Raw genomic sequence first — 19,370 nt, forward strand, 5'->3', positions numbered from 1 at the left:
CTTACATCTAAAGTTTACTCGTGTCCATCCAGTTTCTCAAGCGGCTCGGTTGCCGGGCCTTCGATGACTGCGCCTTCATAGGTGAACCGGGAGCCGTGGCACGGACAATCCCAGCTTCGTTCGGCCTCGTTCCATTCACATTCGCAGCCCAAATGCGTGCAGGTGGTATCCACCAGATATAGATTGCCCTTGGCATCCTTATAGCCTCCGGCGCGTTTACCATCGAGGGTAATGACGCCGCCCTCATCAGGCTGCAGATCCTCGGCGCTCCGGTTCACCAGACCCACCTTGCCGGCAACGAAATGCTTGGCCACATCCGCGTTCTGAACCACGAAATTTTTGACGGAAGGATCGGCTTTGAAACGCGAAGGCGTATACAGCGGCGTATATGGGTTGTCTTTTCCCAATATTTGATCAGAGAGGATCATGCCCGAGAGCGTACCTTGAGTCATTCCCCATTTGTTGAAACCGGTCGCGACATAAATGCCTTCATCCCCCGACGTGATTTGTCCGATATACGGTACCTTGTCCAAGGTAACGAGATCCTGCGCTGACCAGCGGAAGGGGATGCTCTGAATTCCAAATAGTTTGCCGCCAAACTCTTCGAGCTCTTCGTAGTGATTGTGCGTGCAAATGCTTTGACCGGTCTTATGGTTTTCTCCCCCTACGAGCACCAGCTCCTCGCCATTCCATGAGGCCGTGCGCAGCGATCGCTTCGGCTTGTCGGCGCTGAGATATGTCCCCCCGGCGAATGCGGTTTCCGGTTTGATGGCTACCACATAAGAACGTTCTGCATGAAGGCGGGAGAAATACAAGCCGCCTCCATCGAAAAATGGAAAATGGGAAGCGGATACGACATGGCTGCAGCGTACTTTATGTTTGCCGCGGTAAGTGGTCAGCGTGAATGGCCCTTCCTTTTGCAGCGTCGTGATGGTTGTATGCTCGAAGATTCTCCCGCCTGCTTTGAGAATTTCATCGACCAGCGGTTTCAAATAATGCAGCGGATGGAACTGTCCCTGATCCGGCATTTCGATGGCGCCGCTGACATGCAGCGGGATGGGGAGCTTGTCTCTCCATTGGCCGGGAATGCCGAGCTTGATATAGGCATCGAATTCCTTTTGCAGCTTTTGCAGCTCATCGTCACTTTCCATATACAAATAAGCGCTTTCCGGCTGAAGCTCGCATTCAATGTTCAGATTGTTCACGTTGTTTTGAATCAGATTCATGGCATCACGGTTCGCCTGGTAATACATTTGTGCTTTTTCCTCGCCGAAATGATTCAGCAGCTCATCATACAGCAGGCCATGCTGGGCAGATATTTTGGCTGTGGTGTGGCCGGTCGTGCCGTTCAGAATGCTTCCCGCCTCGAGTATAGCGACCTTACAGCCTTGCTGCGAGAGCAAGTAAGCCGTTGTAATACCGGCTATGCCGGCACCGACAATTGCGGCGTCCACCTGAATGTCCTCGTTCAGTCGTGGAAAGGAGGGCAGATCGGTGTTGGCTCTCCATAAGGATTCGGGAAACTGCGGCATTTGCCGGGAAACGGAGTCAGATGGTTGCATGTAATATCCTCCTATCATTATTCATTCTCATTTATTACCACTTGCTGCCTAAAAGAAACGAAGCCTTTCCATGGAAATGAAGGTTGTTTACAATATGGAGGAAGAATATTCTACCAAGGGAGGCTTTGCTTGTGACTATGAAATACCGAAGATTGGGTAAGAGCGGGCTTAAGGTGAGTGAAATCAGTTTGGGCAGCTGGCTAACCTATGGGGGTTACGTCGAAAAGGACAACGCGGTCAAGGCGATTCAAACAGCCTACGATAAGGGCATTAATTTCTTCGACACCGCGAATGTGTACGAACGCGGAGCGGCAGAGGAGCTGCTGGGCCAAACGTTGAAAGCGTATCCGCGCGAGTCTTACGTGCTGGCGACCAAAGTATTCGGGAAAATGGGCGACGGCCCCAATGATATGGGACTGTCCCGCAAACACATTATGGAGCAGTGCCATGCGAGCTTGAAGCGGCTTGGCCATGATTATATTGATTTGTACTACTGCCACCGCTATCATGCGGAAACACCGATCGAGGAAACGCTGCGGGCGCTGGATGATTTGGTGCGTCAGGGCAAAGTCCTGTATATCGGAGTAAGCATGTGGACGGCAGCCCAGATGGAAGCGGCGCTAGGAACGGCCGACCGTTATCTGTTGGACCGGATCGTGGTAAACCAGCCGGTGTACAATATGTTCAACCGGGGAATTGAGCAAGAAATTATCCCGCTCGGCGAGGAAAAGGGGATCAGTCAGGTCGTTTATTCACCGCTGGCCCAAGGTCTGTTGACAGGCAAATATAAAACGGCCGGACAAGCACCTGAAGGCAGCCGTGCCGCCAAGCTGAACTGGAAGGAAGAGCAGATCAGCGAAGAAAAAATCGGCAAAGTGCAGGAGCTCAGCATCATTGCGGATGAACTCGGCATTCAGATGAGCCAGCTTGCTCTCGCCTGGATTCTGCGCCAGCCGAATGTGGCCAGCGCACTTGTAGGTGCCAGCCGTCCGGAGCAGGTAGCAGAGAACGTACAAGCTTCTGAAGTGGCGCTTCCGGCTGAGGTATTGGAACGAATTGAGCAGATTCTGGCATAAAAACATTATCGGGGCTGCACGTAGAAGGAGGACACTCGCTTCTGCGTGCAGCCTCTTTTTAAATGATGTAGAGTAATCCGTTTTCGGTTCGGGAACGCTCTGAAGAAGGGAATTCTTTCACGGGTTTTGGGACGGAGGCGGCTTTACATCGAAGGGGCTTTGCTTGTAAAGTTGTCTACACAGAAGCGGTCTTTGAAAAGAGCAGCAGGTGGAGGTAGCGAATGTGAAGCATCGATACGAATTCATTGAACATCATGAGAACAAGCCTTTTAAGTTGTTTATCAATAGCATTGACCATATCCCGTTTCACTGGCATAAGGAGATTGAAATCATTTATGTGCTGAAGGGCTCGATTGATATATTCGTCGACAAACAGCGGTTTATCCTGGGGGAAGAGGATCTGCTTGTTGTGAACAGCATGGATATTCATAAGCTGGATGCCACGAATGAGGAGAACGTGCTATTGACGCTGCAGCTCGATCCCGGAATGTATCAAGGACAGAACCAGCTGACCAAGCAGCGAATTGACTGCAATTCCTCCCGTCAGGGAGAAGAGGGGATATTTGCAGCCGTGCGTGCTTACCTGGCTCAGATGATGTGGGAGCTCAGCAAGCGTGGGGATGGATATAATGATAAGGTGATGGGGTTCCTGCATCTTCTGATAGGCCATTTCGTACGCTACTTCTCTTCCCCCGAAACAAGGGATGACAGTCTGAGCTCCAGCAATCAGGATCTGGAACGGCTGCGAAGAATCATTCAGTTCGTTGACGAGAATTATATGACCAAGATCAATCTCAATCAGATGGCTGAGCAGGAGCATCTCAGCTTTTATTATTTTTCCCACTTTTTCAAAAGCAAGATCGGCATATCCTTTCAAAAATACTTGACGCTGGTCAGACTCGAGAAGGCGGAAATCCAGCTGCGGGAAACCAGCAAAAATATCATCGATGTAGCGGCGGATTGCGGTTTTGCCAACGTGAAGCTATTTAACAAGAATTTTAAAGAAAAGCTGGGTGTCACACCCTCGGAATACAGGCAAAAAAATGAGAAAAAATCGGTATCTTCGGCGGAAAAGCATCTACCTTTGACCAAAGAAACAACCGAATATGGCTCCTACATTCAAGTAGACACCGTCAAAGTGCTGGACGGGCTCTATAAACATCTTCCGCAGCCGTGGTCATCCCCTGAAATCAGCTCTTTTGACCAATCCGTTCAGGGATGCATCGTCGTTGACGCCAAGCTGCCTGGAGAAGAATTCGTTCATCATTGGAATCAGCTGCTGACGGCAGGAAGAGCGGTAGAGGGATTGCGGCAGGAATGGCGCAGACAGTTGGCAGATATCCAGTTGGAACAAAGCTTCAAGTATATTCGTTTTCACGGCATATTCAATGACGAAATGATGGTGTATAACGAAACGGACGAGGGTAAGCCTTTATATAACTGGAGCTATGTCGATGAGCTGTATGATTTCCTGCTTTCCGTGAATATCCGGCCTTTTGTTGAGCTCGGGTTTATGCCGGGCAAGCTGCGGAAGTCCGATGAAACTTTATTTTGGTGGAAAGGCAACATCTCGCCGCCCAAGGATATGGGGAAGTGGAAGGGGCTGGTCGGCAGCTTTGTCCGGCACTGCATTAACCGTTACGGCATGAGCGAGGTTAAGTCATGGTATTTCGAGGTCTGGAATGAACCGGATGCGTATGAGATTTGCTGGGCAGGGACCAAAGAGGAGTACTTTGAGTTTTACTGCGCCACGGTAGATGCGATTAAGGCGATCTCATCCGAATTACGCGTTGGAGGGCCCGCGCTGAATTATATTACCGTATGGGAAACGTCGTGGATCCATGATTTTCTGCAATATAACTTTGATCATGACGTGAACATCGACTTTTTCTCTTTTCACAGCTATTCCGAATACTGGCCAGATGGCGAACACTCGACGGGATTATCCAATACAAAGCCCCCGGGATTTTTTACGGACACGATCCATAAGGTAAGGGAGCGGATTGCAAACTCCCCCTTCCAAAGTCTGGAACTGCATCTGACAGAGTGGAATTTCTCCCTATATCCTCGTAATCTGCTGCATGACACGATGTTTATGGCACCGTTCATCATTAAGAATGCTGTTGATTCCATTGGATTGCTGCAATCGCTGGGCTTCTGGACATTCACGGATATTTTTGAGGAGACTGGTGCCGGAGAAAGTCCATTTCACGGGGGATTTGGGCTCATAAATATGCAAGGACTGAAGAAACCATCCTACTACGCGTTTAGACTTCTCAATAAGCTGGGGCACCGTGTGCTTGAACGTGGACAGCATTTCATTGCTACCAGGGAGCATGATGATATACAGCTTTTGGTCTGGAATTACGTTCATGTCGATGCACTGTTTTCTAGCGGGGAATGGTCGGCAATCAGCGAGAAGAACCGGTACAGCGTGTTTGAGAAGAATGAGAGCCTCGAATTGGAACTGAAGTTTGCGGGTCTTGAGGGAGATTATAAAATGACGCGGCATACCATAGACCGGGAGCATGGATCTGTTTTCGATGCCTGGGTTCAAATGGGTGCGCCCGGGTTCCCTTGCCGGGAAGAGATTGACTTTTTGAACCAAAAAAGCGGACCGGCTTTACACACCGCAACGTTGGCCGAAGCGACATCCCACACGCTAAACATAACCGTTCCACCGCATGGTGTGTGCTTAATTACCTTGAATAGAATCTACTGATTCATGTGAAAGCCCCTTGCAATCCATCGGCGATTGGCAAGGGGCTATTTGCTGCGGGCGGATAAAATCGCAAAAAACGGGGTACATCTGAACAAAAGAGAAGAAGATGCGAACGGCCTTTGCGTCTACAATAAGCAGTATAAGCCGGATGATTCTGCAAACGTCTACATTTCATGATAAAAGATATGATAAAAAGGACTGAATACACAATGAGCAACGCTATAGCTAATCTTCTCTCGTCGCTGACCCTGGAAGAAAAGGCTTCACTTGTCGCGGGTGCGGATATGTGGAAGACCCAAGAAATCACAAGAGCCGGCATTCCGGCTATTCATATGTTTGACGGTACGAATGGAATCCGAAAGCCTGAAAGCACTCAAGAAATGGGCCTGTTCGCTGATAATATACCGGCAACATGCTTTCCTACCGGCGTAGCCCTCGGCTCAACCTGGAACGTGGATCTGCTCCATGAGATCGGTATTGCGCTGGGACATGAGAGCCGGAGCCTGGATACCCAAATTTTGCTTGGCCCCGGAGTGAACATGAAGCGTTCACCGCTCGGTGGCAGGAATTTCGAATATTACTCGGAGGATCCCATATTGACGGGAGAACTCGGGGCTGCCATGGTCAATGGACTCCAGAGCACGGGAGTGGGCGCTTCAGTCAAACACTTTGCTGGCAACAATCAGGAAACGGAGAAAATGATATCGAATTCCGTCGTTGACGAACGGACCTTGAGGGAAATCTATTTAAGGGCTTTTGAGATCATCGTTAAGAAGGCTAATCCTTGGACCATGATGTGCTCATATAACCAATTGAATGGAACCTATACTAGCGAACATGAGCATCTGCTCAAGGATATCCTTCGCGATGAGTGGAACTATGATGGAGTCCTCATGTCGGACTGGACAGCGGTCTATGACCGTTTGAAAGGAATAGGCGTAGGCCTTGATCTGGAAATGCCGGGACCGGCTCAGTACAATGCGGTACGCTTGGTTGAAGCCGTACGCAGCGGCGAGCTGGACATTGAAGTGTTGAACGAGTCCGTGCGCCGGATTCTCATCCTTATTGACAGAACAACTTCAGCATCCCCGGCAGATCATGGCTGGAATGTGGAGGAGCATCATGCTTTGGCCCGTAGAGCTGCAGCCGAGAGCATCGTTCTGTTGAAAAACGAAAAGAAAATCCTTCCTCTTCGAGTCGAACATCTGAAATCGCTCGCCATAATCGGACGGAAAGCTAAGAACCCCCGCTATCAGGGCGGCGGTAGTGCAAGGGTCACGCCAACCATGCTGGATGTTCCTTTGGATGAGATTGCGAAAGTGATCGATGGCAGAGCCGAATTGAAATTTGCGGAAGGATACCATGACGACAACCGGGTGGATGATGCATTAATTCAAGAGAGCGTCAGAATTGCCCAAGAATCGGATCAGGCGGTCATTTTCGTGGGTCAGCCCGAAGGAACGGAATCGGAAGGATATGACAGCGATCATATTCATCTGCCTCCCGCCCAGACCAAATTGATTCAAGCGGTCTCGGCCGTTCAGCCCCGTTGTATCGTTGTGTTATGTAATGGTACGGCACTTACGATGCAGGAATGGATCGGACAGGTGCCGGCCGTTATCGAATTATGGCTTGCCGGTCAAGGAAGCGGCTCGGCGATCGCCAAGGCCCTGTTCGGTCTCGCCAATCCGTCAGGCAAGCTGTCCGAGACCTTCCCGGTCAAACTGTCTGATAACCCTTCGTATCTCACATTTGGCGACGGAAATCATCAAGCCGTATACAGTGAGGGGATTTTTACCGGGTATCGGTATTATGACAAGAAAGAGATTGAGCCTTTGTTTCCGTTTGGTCATGGACTGTCCTATACCACCTTTGAATACAAGGGAATGGATGTGAGGACTGACGGGGATGTGACGACCGTACAATGCGAGGTTCAAAATACAGGCGAAGTCTATGGCAAAGAAGTCGTCCAGCTGTATATCCACGATGAAGTTAGCAAACTGATTCGCCCGCTGAAGGAACTGAAAGGCTTTACGAAGTTATCACTTCAGCCGGGAGAGACGAAGACGGCGACGTTTACGCTGGAAACAAGAGATTTTTCTTATTTCGATCCGAAACGTAAAGCGTGGATTGCCGAGACAGGGTTTTTTACGATCATGGTTGGCAGTTCCTCCCGGGATATCCGTCTCTCCACCCGCGTGAACATGGATTTTGGTCCTTTACCGGAAGCCGGGCTTGGAAAATACAGCTTGGTGGGCGAATGGATGTCCTTCAGTCCATCCTCTAAGCGGGTTCTGCTGCAATTTATCGATGGGATGAACGCACAAATTACCGATAAAATCCACATTGATGATAAGTCTATGGCCTTTCTCGGGGATTTTCCGCTCATTAAACTTATTCAGCTGTACGGGCAGGAGATGCTTGGGGAACAGTCGCCGGATACGATTGTACAAGAGCTCATTGCATCCGTAGACAAAATACAACCACGGATTCCCGCGGAGATTTAGCATGACAGGCGCAGCGATCGTGACCGATCCTGTGCCTCTTCTTTATTTAGAGCAGATAAACGGGGAATTCAGCTGATTCTGGCAAGCCACCGGCCAACTAAACAACAAAAAACATGAAGATTCTCAACAAAAAACGCAATGAAAGCGATATCACCATTTTTTATAATGAAGCTATGAACAGCAAGGGATAATAGATATCCAAGCAAGAATGCAGAAATGAAAGCGGGGCAAGAAATATGGAGGCACAAGCACAAAAGAATTTAGGAGCTTCGGTATACGGCAGACTCAGTTCCTTTAGAATGATGGGATACGGTTTAGGAGATGCGGCCAACAACTTTGTCTGGGGAATGACTTCCGTATATCTGATGTTCTTCTATACGGATGTATATGGAATCAGCCCGGGTGCGGTTGCGTCGCTGTTCCTGGTTGCGAGATTTTTGGATGCAATATTCGATCCGGTGATCGGGATGATTGTCGACAAAACCAATTCGCGCTGGGGAAGATTCAGACCTTATCTGTTGTTTGGCAGCATTCCGCTGTCGCTCATGTTTGTGTTATGCTTTTCGACTCCTCACATGGGGGATACGGGCAAACTGGTGTATGCCTACGTGACTTATATTTTACTCGGCCTCCTGTATTCTTTGGTTAACATTCCGTACTCCGCCATGTCGCCAGTGATTACGCAGGATCAGCGGGACCGAACCAAATTAATGACCTACCGGATGATCTTTGCCAATACGGCCATGTTGATCGTATCTTATGCGACCAGTCCGCTGGCAAGCTGGTTCGGTGGCGATAATACGGCTAAAGGTTATCAGTATACGGTTGGATTATACGCTATCGTTGCCATTGTGCTTCTGCTCGGTTGTTTTAAAAGCACGCAGGAAAGGATCCCGATCCAGAAAGAGGTCAGCACGAAAGCCGGTTTGAAAACACTGGCCCAAAACAGACCGCTCTTGCTAGCATCCTTTGCGATGATGCTGAGCGGCGGTGCTAACACCATCTTTTTAGCCATACCGGCTTATTACTTTAAATACAATGTAGGAAGAGAAGAACTTGCAGCTTATTACATTCCGGTTGTCCTGCTCGCGGGCATGGTAGGAATGGCATGCGTTCCATTCGTCGAGAAAAGGATCGGGAAGAAAAACACGCTGCAATTAAGTTTCCTAATCACGATTATCGGCAGTATTTGCTTGTATTTTACGAACTACAGCAATGTTCCTTTGATCTTTGTTTTTTCGTCCGTGATCGGATTGACGCTGACCGTGCCATGGGTTGTCGGCTGGACGATGGCTGCCGACTCCGTCGATTACGGGGAGTGGAAGACGGGGGTCCGGGCCGAGGGCATCAGCTATGCTTCCTTCAGCTTTGCCCAGAAGGTGGCGACGGCATTGGCAGGTTCCCTGTCCGGCATATTACTGACCGTTACCGGATATGTAGCCAACCAGCAGCAAACCTCCACCGCCCTGCATGGCATTGGGTTTTCACTGACGCTTGCACCGGCGATTCTGACATTCGGTGCAATGGTATTGATCTTCTTTTATAATTTGTCCGACCGGAAGTATGCGGAAATTATACAGGAACTCGAGAAACGCAAATCGGTTCAATCATAAGCAACAAGGATGGCCATGATGGCCATCCTTGTTTGCTTTGCCAGATGGTTGCAATGTCTGTCCCGGCTATCGGATTGGCGTTCCTCAGTAGGGAAAGTTATACTTAAAGTATACCTTTACTATAGGGGGAGAAAGGCAATGGAATGGCTTAAAATTGACGATGTTGCCAAGGAGACGGGTTTGACGAAGCGGTCGATCCGGTATTACGAGGAAATTGGTCTGATGAAATCGCCTGAGCGTTCCGATGGGGGCATCCGATTATATACCGAAGAAGACGTTCAGCAGTTGAAAAATATCGTGCTTGCCAAGAAGGTGCTGGGTTTCTCCCTGCAGGAGATTCAGGAGTTTCTGCAAATTCATGATCAGGTCATCCAGCACCGCAGCAATGCCTCCTCATCTTCCGATGATGCTCTTCGCCAAGCGGAGCTGGAGCATATGGCCGAAGCGGTGAACAAGCAGCTGGAGCTGGTCGATTATAAAATTACGGAAATGGCAAAGGTCAGAGAAGAACTGGCTGGCCTGAGCGGACGGATCACCAAAGCGATGAACAAATAGCAAAAGGACAGCCCCGGATCAGCGGGTTGTCCTTTTTTTCATGAGCTGTTTTATTTTTGAGTATCTCATCGTTCGATAAGTTGAGCCGAGGGATGGAGCGGTTCCAGCCGTCCGGCTGCACACACCTTATTGCGTCCGTTGTTTTTGGCCTGATACAGCGCTTTATCCGCCTGCTCGACAAGCACATGATCTGTCTGCTGCATGCCTTCCGTGTCTGCGGGATACGTGGCTGCCCCGATGGAGACGGTAATCCGCAGTTTTTTCTGATTGATCGTTGGCAGTTTGAAAACGTTGGCTTGTACCGCCTTTCGAATCTTTTCTCCCAGTACAAAAGCGGCTGGAGCCGAGCAATTCGGCAGAAGAACGGTGAATTCCTCCCCGCCGTTGCGGGAAACGATATCCAAAGGACGTGCCTGATCCAGCAATATTTTCCCAAGATCCCGCAGCACTTCATCGCCGGCAGCATGGCCGTAAGTATCATTGACAAGCTTGAAATGATCGATGTCAATGACCAGCAGGGACAGACTCTCCCCGCTTAGCTTCGCTCCCGCCATTTCATTTTGAAGAGACCATTCAAACTGGCGCAAATTGTTCAGCTGGGTCAGATGATCGGTTGAGGCCCTGATTTGCAACTGGGCGAACAATACATTCGAGGAATCGATATGTTCGGTGATGACGTATAAAAATAAACAGGCAATCACTGAAATGATTAACTGCGTTGGATAATACCGCATCACTGTTGTCATATTATTGAGATTCAGGCTGAGCGTAACGAATATAACGGCCATGCTTGCCAGATTCATCACATTCATTTTGAACAAACGGGACCAGGGAAATGTAGAGAGCCACGCGCATAAAAAACCGACCGTCAGCAAGCCGATGCATGCAATGAACGCAGCAATGGACCAGCCGTATAGGGCAATCCTTGCGATACTCAGCACAATGCCGCATAAGAGCGCGGGCAGCCATCCCATATATACCCCGACAACCACAACGGTCAGATGGCGCATGTCGGCAATGACGTGAGGACCAACCGGGAAACTGTAGTTCATCAGAATGATGCCGTACAGGCCAAACAGCAGCCCGGAGCTGATCTTGACGGGCATGGACAGGGAACGGGATCCAATCACATATTTCTTGGACAGGACTCCGGAAAAGAATAGGAATGTCACAAAGATACAAACGTTCACGAAGAGACTGCTCAGCATGTCCTCTAATAACCCTCCACTACCCAATTTCTTGCATCTTGCTTCCTATATTAGCGGATTTGATAGAAATATGTCAGCTTTTATGGAAACTTTTCATAGAATTTCGAAGAAAGAAAGCAGATTTTCAAGGAATAGTCCTCTATGCCTATGAAACGGATGATGATAGAATATTTTAAGGGAAATGGATATTAGTTGAAAAAATATTGTGCAATATTCCGATAATATATGAATAAGTGCCTAAATAACTATGTCCATGGTACGATTTTTGGGGTAATTTCCCCTAGATTATTAATGCTGAAAGGAAAATGCCATTGTGAAACGATTGTCTTTTACTATCAAAAGAAAGTTGTTAATTACGTATCTTATCGTTTTACTCGTCCCGAGCTTTATGATTGGCATTCTGTCCTATGAATCCGCCAAAAACGCGAACGCCAAGGATATGATGAACAGCGCGCTCGAGAGCACGAAATCAGCCGATAATATTGTTACCCAAAATGTGCAGGCTAAGATTGATGACCTTACATATTTGCTGCAGCAGCCTTACGTGAATCGTGCCATCGCGGATCCCATGGGGAAAAGTGGGGAGTTGAAACTGCAGTTCAGACAGTACATGACGATGCATAAAGACGTAAAAGACATTATTTTGGGAATTGACGGCGGATCTTTTATTCGCGCTTCCGAGGATCCGTTGCCGCAGCAGTATGACGTCACCAAGCAGGATTGGTACATCCGCGCGTTGAAGCAGGGCAAAACTGCGACCATTTCCCCAGTATTCAAAGCGGCTAACGGCAAAATGGCGGTTTCCATTTCTCAGGCAGCGTCTTCCGGTAATGGAGTGCTCTCCATTGAGCTGAACCTGGACAATATCCGGACGCTGACGAACTTGAAGCTAGGCATAGAGGGGTATATCTTTATTACCGACCAAGCCAAAAACTATGTGGTTCATCCAAAATATACCGGACAGTTGGCAGTAGGAGATTTCCTTAAGCCGATGTACGCCGGCGCAGAGGGACAATTCTCATACACATTTGAAAATGAGAAGAAGCGAATGGCCTTTACGACCAACAAGCTGACGGGCTGGAAAATCGCCGGCTCGATGTATGAAGATGAGATAGAGGCATCAGCAACGGGTATCCGGAATTCGGTCATCATCGTTATGGCCGTTTCCATTCTGGCGGCACTGGTGATTATATTCCTGAATATCCGTTCGATTATCCGCCCGATCACCAAGCTGACACAGGCGACGGAACGGATCAGTCAAGGCGATTTGACGGAAAATATCGATACCTCAAGCAAGGATGAAATCGGTAACTTGAGCCGCCACTTTCAGGCAATGGTGGACAGCCTCCGATTGATGATCGTGAATGTACAGGATATCACGGGACAGGTCAGCATGTCGGCAAAAGGCCTTTCGACGGGAGCGGATCAAACGACCCGGGCGATTGAAAATGTGACCGAAGCCATTCAAGAAGTGGCGGTGGGAAGTGACCAGCAGCTTCGCAGCGTAGAGAAAAGCATGGAGAGTATGGATGTCATGTCGATGCAGTCCGAGCGAATCCGCAGTCACATGGATGATGCATCCGCGAAAATGTCCCGTACCTCTGCTTCGGCAGAGGAAGGACATGCGGCTGTCGAGGATGTTACGGGCAAAATCCAAGGAATACATACGACGGTCAGTGATCTGGACGGCATCGTATCCCATATGAACGAACGTACCAGCCGGATTGGCGAAATCGTTACGCTGATTGGCGATATATCCAAGCAGACGCATTTGCTGGCCCTGAATGCATCCATTGAAGCAGCTCGTGCCGGAGAGCATGGCAGAGGCTTCGCCGTTGTGGCCGTAGAGGTGCGTAAGCTGGCTGAGCAATCCGGCCATTCGGCACAACGCATCGAAGAATTGGTGTTAGGCCTGCGTACGGAAATGCAGCGAGTATTGGCAGCCATGGATGATGCCAAGGGCCGAGTGTCCGAAGGGATACAAGCCGCGGACGTCACCGGCAAATCGTTTACACGTATCCGGAAGGCTGTGCAGGGTGCGGCAGATGGCATTCATTCCGCAGCGGAGGCCTCCAAGGAGCTGGCACGCAACGGAGAAAACGCAGTAGAATCCATTCGGCATATCCAGGGCATTTCCGAGATCGCTGCGGATAATACGCAGTCTGTCTCCGCTTCCGCACAGGAGCAGCTCGCATCTATTGAAGAGATCGCCTCTTCGGCGGAGCATCTGAGCCGTCTTGCCGAGCAGCTGCAGGAGCTAGTGTCCAAGTTTAGAATTGCATAATTACCGAGGTAATAAAATTAAAACAGCAGCGCTTCTTCGGCGCTGCTGTTTCTTTGTATCCGGATTTATCCTTTGCCTCCACATAATTTATCCAATTTTGGCACAAGCTATGGCGTAAACATTCCAGGTCTTGGACGGCATATGAGGTGATAGTGGAAATGGGTAGACGAAATTCAACAGGTAACTCGGCAGGGGCATTGTCATCCGGCACACCGCTCGGACTTCCTTCTCCTCCTTGGGAGAAACTGCCCGTACAGAAAAGCTTGGACCAGAACATTCAGACACTGAAGACGATATTTAAAGACTGTTCGGATATGATCTATCGCACCATTGACATCGCTCCGGACATTAAGGCCTTTGTCGTTTATGTGGAAGGTATCGTGTTCTCGGCGGAACTCGAGGCGCATATGCTGGAGCCCATGGTGGAGGCATATGTCCGGATGAAGAGCGCCGTTCCGGCTGAGCGGATTGAAGCATCCCAGTTGGAGCCGCTTGAGAATACGAGGGTTTCCCTTTCTCAAGTCATGACAGCCGATCAATGGATCGATATCGTGGAAGGGATCTTGAATTCCAGCGTGGCCGTTTTCGTGGATGGGCTGAGTGAAGTCCATCTCTTCAATATCAAGGGAGGAATCCGCCGGCCCGTGCAGGAGCCGGAGACCGAATCGGTCATCCGTGGTCCCCGTGAGGGCTTTACGGAAATGCTCCGTATCAACACGGCGCTGGTACGCTTTAAGATCAAAACGCCGAACCTGAAGATGTACAGCATGGTGCTCGGAACGAATACCAAGACCGATATTGTCGTTTCTTATATTGAAGGGCTGGCTGATCCCAAGGTAGTAGAAGATGTGAAGAAACGGCTGAAGGATATCAAGATCGACGGCGTTTTGGAGTCGGGTTATCTTGAAGAGCTCATTGAGGACCATCCCTATTCGCCGTTTCCGCAAATGATGTATACAGAACGCCCCGACAGCATAGCGGCGCAGCTGCTTGAAGGAAGATGCGCCATCTTCGTGGACGGTACCCCGTTTGTCTTAACCGTGCCGGTAACCTTTTTTCAGTTGATGCAGGCAACGGAAGATTATTACGAGCGGTTTTTTATTACGAACTTCATTCGGTGGATTCGGTATATTTTCTTGTTTATCGCTTTGTTTCTACCCGCGCTTTATATCGCGGTGACGACTTACCATCAGGATATGCTCCCCACGACGCTTATCCTGAGCATCGCGGCGGCTAGGGAAGCCATTCCTTTCCCTGCGCTCGTGGAAGCCATGATGATGGAAATTTCATTCGAAGCGCTGCGCGAGGCAGGGATTCGGCTCCCCAAGACCGTGGGGCAGGCAGTCAGCATTCTGGGCGCCCTCGTGATCGGGCAGGCCGCCGTACAGGCGGGCATTGTGTCGGCACCTATGGTCATCATCGTGTCGATGACAGGAATTGCTTCCTTTACCATTCCTCACTTTAACTTGGCCATTACCATCCGGCTGCTTCGTTTCCCGCTGATGCTGCTAGCAGGGGTACTTGGGCTCTTCGGCATTATTCTGGGGGTCACCTGGATTCTGGTCCATGTGACGCAGTTGACCTCGCTTGGTGTTCCTTACATGTCCGGCGTCAGTCCTTTCCACGGTTCGGACCACAAGGATATTTTTGTGCGGGCTCCTTGGTGGAAAATGAAAAGACGGCCATCCTGGTTGTCGAAGGAGAATCAAGAACGGGAAAAGCCGGAAATCAACGGCACGCCCAACTCAAACAAGGTATGGTGATGTCTTATGAAAAGATCCCTTTTCACAGGCGTTCTGCTGCTGTGTATCCCGCTGGCGTTGTCCGGATGCTGGGACCGCACGGAAATCAATGACGTGGCCTTTGTGATCGGCTCCGCGGTGGACAAGGAAAAAGGGTTATACCGAAGTACCCTTCAGATCGCCCTTCCGGGCAATTTGGGAGGCTCGGGGAGCGAGGGTGGAGGCGGCGGAACGGAAGGTAATAAATCATATTATCTGGAATCGAAAACCGGGCTTACCCTTCGGAATTCCAACATGGAGGTGCAGGCGGGAAACTCCAGAAATCTATCGTTCGCCCATCGCAGAACGCTGCTCCTTGGTGATGACTTCGCTAGAGGCGGCATCGCATCCATGCTGGATCAATTTGCCCGGATTCCGCAAAACAGGCTATCCTCCCTGGTTGCCGTAACCGAAGGGCCGGCATATAAAATTTTGGATGCCTCTGCGCCCATGGAGCAATTTCCGAGTGAAATGGTTCGCGAACTGATGAACCAATTCACGAAAAGGCCGGTTACGATTAAGTATCTGGCGAACGATTTGCTGTCGGAAGGCATCGATGTTTCCTTACCCTATATTTCACTGCAAGAGGCGGTTCCCGAAGGGGAAGGTCAGCCCAAAAAAAATATTCAGATTACCGGAATGGCCTTGTTCAAGGAAGATAAACTAGTCGGTGTTTTAAGAGGCCAGGAAGTGAGAATGATTAATTTGGCGATGAATCAAGCCACATCACCGGACGTATTGGTATCCGGCCCGAACGGCAATGGATATGTCACCATCAGGTTTACGGAGAATGTGACGTCGTTAAAGCCTGTCATTCATGGCGATGATATTACGATGCATATTAGCATTTTAGCGAAAGGTTCGGTAATCGAAAATAATTCCGATTACAGCCTGGGCGGCGAGAAGAACATGAGCAAGCTGGAGCAAAGCGCAAGCAAGGAAATCATCCGGCAGATCCATTCGGGTATGCGTCTGCTCCAGGATAAGTATCATTCGGATGCTTTGGGCTTCGGCCGAGCCATCCTGCAGAAGGATCCGCATGCATGGGCACGTCTCAAAAATCACTGGGACGAGGTGTACCCGACCGTTAAAGTGGTCATTGATACCAATCTGCACGTGGAAAACATCGGGGCAGTGAACAAGCCGTTCGGCAGAAAGGACAAGGAATTGAAAAATGATTAAGCTCCTGCTTATTTACATCGTGTCGGCTTTGATTATTTGGCTTATTGATCATAAGGTGATCCGCAATCTCCCCAAGGTCAACCGCTGGTTTACCTATATTCTCTTGGTTGGGGGAATGGTGATATTCACGTACAGCCTTCAGGTCAAACATGTGATGTACCCGTCGGTATGGCTTGGTCGTTGGCTGAGCCCGCTGGTTCCCTATTAAGAGTAAGTGCATCCGTCTAAGGAGGACTTTCCGTGCAAAAGATTACTCCCCGTCAAATCGTATTGCTAGGGGTTACCTATGTGATTAATCTTACGATGGTCAATATCCCGAGCCAGATTGTTAACAGGGCAAGCCAGCATGGCTATTTGTCTTACTTGCTGGCTGGTGCTCTCGTACTGCTGATGCTGTTTTTTCTGACGCGAAGCTCCTATCGTTTTCCAGGAAAGGATTTGTTCCAGTCTTTGACAGCCCGCTTCCCCTTCATCGGAAGAGCCATTGTCCTGCTGTACATCCTGTTCTTTTTCATGATTCTGGTTCGGGATATTCGCATCATGACCGACTTTACGAACGTCATTTTACTGCCGGTCACGCCGATACTTATGATTTCACTGTGCATAAGCGCGACGGTCATTTATATCGCCAGGGGCGGTGCGAGGACGGTACTGGGCATTACGGAGTTGTACGGACCCATCATGATTATCGTTGTGCTGATCATGCCCGTGATCGCTTTGCGGGATTTAGATTTCAATTTGATGAAACCTTTTTTTTATGTCAACTGGAAGGGCGTGACGGAGGGTGGATGGTTATCCGTCTCGTATCTTGGACAGCTGCTGGTTCTTCCGTTTATTTTCTCCAGCAAGGATTATAAATTCAAGTACGGTTTATATTCGATGCTGATCGCTCTAGGCGTACTGACAATCCTGATACTGATGGCGATCATGCTGCTTGGAGTCCCCGTTTCCGGCAGAATGATGTATCCGTCGTACGAGCTGGTGCGCCAGATGCGGGTTACCGATTTTCTGGATCGGTTTGACCTGATCGTGGTTGCCTTATGGTACCCTGCGGTGCTGCTCAACATTGCGATCAGCCTCTATATTGTCTGTTATGGTCTTAAAAATGTGATTCCCACCGTCTCGGGTAAAATGATGGCGGCTCCATTGGGACTGTTCGCGTACAGTTGCGCCTTCTGGTTCTACCAAAATTCCATCGAGCTGTTTGAATTCAATAGGCAGTGGACGGTAATAGCCCTGTTTTTCATCGTGGTCCTGCCACTTCTGATCTTTGCGATTCACCGGCCGTCGAAAGCTCGAATAGAATAGGGACAGACCGGAAAGAATCGTTAGAAAAAGGGGCGCGGAAATGATACAATGAGCATAAGGGCGGCCTTGTATGGTACGGCTCCCCAGACGGCATTGCGTCGGTTTGGGCTATGAAGGGTGATCACATGACAAAGAAGCGCAAGAAACATAATCTATTTCATAAATTTTCCCGGAAACTCAGGTTTAATATGATTAAGCTGTTCCGTTCCCCGGGCGGGGCGAGAAAGGTATCCCTCGGCTTCGCACTCGGTTTCGGACTTGAGATGATCGTGATCTCGACGGGTTCGCTTGTATATCTCATCTTTTATCCCACCGTCAGACTTGCAGGAGGATCACTTCCCGCCGCCATTATCGGCAATGTGATCGGCAAACTGACTTTCCTGCCTATTGTCCTTCTTCCCTTTGCGAAAAAAATCGGCGAGTGGTTCTTTCCGAAGAAAACGATGGATATGCCGATGGAAGAGAACGCATGGCGCAATCTGCTGCATGGAGACTTTACGATATTCAAACATTTGCTGCAGGGCGGCCTGCATGTGTTGATCGGGATGTCTGTGTTCGGCTTGGTGCTCGGCGTGATTTCATACTTTGTTGTCCAGTATCTGTACAATCAGCGCAAAAAGCACCGTCTCGCCAAAAGAGCGGGCGCATCGTTGTAAAATTCCTTTCCCTCTTCCGCTTGGTCAAGTATACTGGTTCAAAACAGGGCGAGCTCCGGAAGAGGGGATACGATATGGCGAATCGATTGACAGGCAGGACTGTTGCATTAACAGGCCCGCGAAAAGCGGGAGACATGGTCAAAATCGTGGAAAAAATGGGCGGTACGGCCTTGATACGTCCGGCTCAGGGTACAGTGTTCTTGGATGACTCGAAGGTCCGCAGTGATTTGGCAGACTGGATTGCAAAGCCGCCGGCATGGACAATTCTGACAACCGGGATGGGGCTGGATGCTTTATTCGGGATTGCTGCCGAGATGGGCATGGAAGCTGAGTACCTCGAGATGCTGCGGAATTCGTCCATAGCCGCCCGTGGCTATAAGACCGTCAATGCTCTTCGTAAAAGAGGACTAACACCGCTTGTTCGTGACGACGACGGCAGTACTTCCGGTTTGATCCGCGGCCTGGAGGAATTCGGCTTCCAAGCGAAGGATACCGTGCTCCAGCTTCACGGAGACCCGGCACCCCGGCTTGAAGCCTGGCTCTTGGAGCAGGGGACGGAAGTGCGCAAAGTGCTGCCGTATCAGCATATTCCCCCGGAACCGGAGCAGCTGGAGCAGCTTCTGCGCGATATTCTGGAGCACCGGATCGATGCAGCTGCCTTTACCAGCGCGCCGCAGGTTCGCAATCTCGCGGAACATGCTCGCAGTCAGGGCAAGCTGGATGAGCTGGTGCGTGCTTTCCAAGGACCGGTTGTGGCGTCAGCCGTCGGTAAAATTACGGCACAGGCTTTGCTGGAAGAGGGAATTACGCGGGTGGTGTATCCTTCGGAAGACGAGCGCATGGGCAGTATGCTGGTTGAGCTGGCACGGTATTTTCAAACGGCGGATAACGAAAACCCAATAAAATAATGATTTTA

Annotated in this window: 14 protein-coding genes; 12 read left to right on the forward strand and 2 right to left on the reverse strand. The window is 49.8% G+C overall.

All coding sequences use genetic code 11. The features are described 5' to 3' along the window. Nucleotides 1–14: 14 nt before the first annotated feature. Nucleotides 15–1,562, reverse strand: coding sequence for an FAD-dependent oxidoreductase (locus GRF59_RS23175; RefSeq protein ID WP_160500077.1), 1,548 nt, complete (start codon nt 1,560–1,562; stop codon nt 15–17). A gap of 137 nt (nt 1,563–1,699) precedes the next feature. Here GRF59_RS23175 and GRF59_RS23180 point away from each other — a divergent pair, with 137 nt between their 5' ends. The 5 genes from GRF59_RS23180 to GRF59_RS23200 all read left to right on the forward strand — a co-directional run bounded on the left by GRF59_RS23180 (nt 1,700) and on the right by GRF59_RS23200 (nt 10,035). Then, the gene (locus GRF59_RS23180; protein WP_160500296.1) at nt 1,700–2,638 is read left to right on the forward strand and encodes an aldo/keto reductase family protein; all 939 of its coding nucleotides are present in this window, start codon (nt 1,700–1,702) and stop codon (nt 2,636–2,638) included. A 223-nt stretch (nt 2,639–2,861) separates the two neighbouring features. Continuing rightward, the gene (locus GRF59_RS23185) at nt 2,862–5,360 is read left to right on the forward strand and encodes a GH39 family glycosyl hydrolase (RefSeq protein WP_160500078.1); all 2,499 of its coding nucleotides are present in this window, start codon (nt 2,862–2,864) and stop codon (nt 5,358–5,360) included. Between the two features lie 209 nt (nt 5,361–5,569). Further along, nucleotides 5,570–7,867, forward strand: a complete 2,298-nt coding sequence (locus tag GRF59_RS23190) for a beta-glucosidase family protein (protein WP_160500079.1) — start codon at nt 5,570–5,572, stop codon at nt 7,865–7,867. A gap of 236 nt (nt 7,868–8,103) precedes the next feature. Next, the gene (locus GRF59_RS23195) at nt 8,104–9,480 is read left to right on the forward strand and encodes a glycoside-pentoside-hexuronide (GPH):cation symporter (protein ID WP_160500080.1); all 1,377 of its coding nucleotides are present in this window, start codon (nt 8,104–8,106) and stop codon (nt 9,478–9,480) included. A 138-nt stretch (nt 9,481–9,618) separates the two neighbouring features. Continuing rightward, nucleotides 9,619–10,035 (forward strand): MerR family transcriptional regulator, encoded by a 417-nt coding sequence (locus GRF59_RS23200; protein WP_160500081.1) that lies wholly within the window; start codon nt 9,619–9,621, stop codon nt 10,033–10,035. Nucleotides 10,036–10,100: 65 nt separating this feature from the next. Here GRF59_RS23200 and GRF59_RS23205 read toward each other — a convergent pair whose 3' ends face one another. Further along, a complete protein-coding gene (locus GRF59_RS23205; protein ID WP_160500082.1) occupies nt 10,101–11,243 on the reverse strand; it encodes a GGDEF domain-containing protein in 1,143 nt (380 codons plus the stop codon). Between the two features lie 322 nt (nt 11,244–11,565). On the opposite strand from GRF59_RS23205, the gene GRF59_RS23210 reads away from it, so the two are divergent. From GRF59_RS23210 to GRF59_RS23240, 7 genes are all read left to right on the forward strand, one after another. Continuing rightward, nucleotides 11,566–13,527 carry a methyl-accepting chemotaxis protein gene (locus GRF59_RS23210; protein WP_237391992.1) on the forward strand — a complete coding sequence of 654 codons (1,962 nt, stop codon included), beginning with the start codon at nt 11,566–11,568 and terminating at the stop codon, nt 13,525–13,527. Between the two features lie 158 nt (nt 13,528–13,685). Further along, the gene (locus GRF59_RS23215; protein ID WP_160500084.1) at nt 13,686–15,290 is read left to right on the forward strand and encodes a spore germination protein; all 1,605 of its coding nucleotides are present in this window, start codon (nt 13,686–13,688) and stop codon (nt 15,288–15,290) included. A 6-nt stretch (nt 15,291–15,296) separates the two neighbouring features. Next, on the forward strand, nt 15,297–16,490 hold the full coding sequence (locus GRF59_RS23220) for a Ger(x)C family spore germination protein (RefSeq protein ID WP_160500085.1): 1,194 nt from the start codon (nt 15,297–15,299) through the stop codon (nt 16,488–16,490). Next, a complete protein-coding gene (locus GRF59_RS23225) occupies nt 16,483–16,698 on the forward strand; it encodes a hypothetical protein (RefSeq protein WP_160500086.1) in 216 nt (71 codons plus the stop codon). The genes GRF59_RS23220 and GRF59_RS23225 overlap by 8 nt, the downstream gene beginning before the upstream one ends. Before the next feature lie 32 nt (nt 16,699–16,730). Continuing rightward, complete coding sequence (locus GRF59_RS23230) at nt 16,731–17,798, forward strand: endospore germination permease (RefSeq protein ID WP_160500087.1); 1,068 nt, start codon at nt 16,731–16,733, stop codon at nt 17,796–17,798. 125 nt (nt 17,799–17,923) lie between these two features. Beyond that, nucleotides 17,924–18,454 carry a DUF2062 domain-containing protein gene (locus tag GRF59_RS23235; RefSeq protein WP_160500088.1) on the forward strand — a complete coding sequence of 177 codons (531 nt, stop codon included), beginning with the start codon at nt 17,924–17,926 and terminating at the stop codon, nt 18,452–18,454. A 74-nt stretch (nt 18,455–18,528) separates the two neighbouring features. Then, nucleotides 18,529–19,362, forward strand: a complete 834-nt coding sequence (locus GRF59_RS23240; RefSeq protein WP_160500089.1) for a uroporphyrinogen-III synthase — start codon at nt 18,529–18,531, stop codon at nt 19,360–19,362. Nucleotides 19,363–19,370 lie beyond the last annotated feature (8 nt).

It is taken from the genome of Paenibacillus dendrobii (assembly GCF_009807035.1).
GTDB classification, from domain to species: domain Bacteria; phylum Bacillota; class Bacilli; order Paenibacillales; family Paenibacillaceae; genus Paenibacillus_AQ; species Paenibacillus_AQ dendrobii.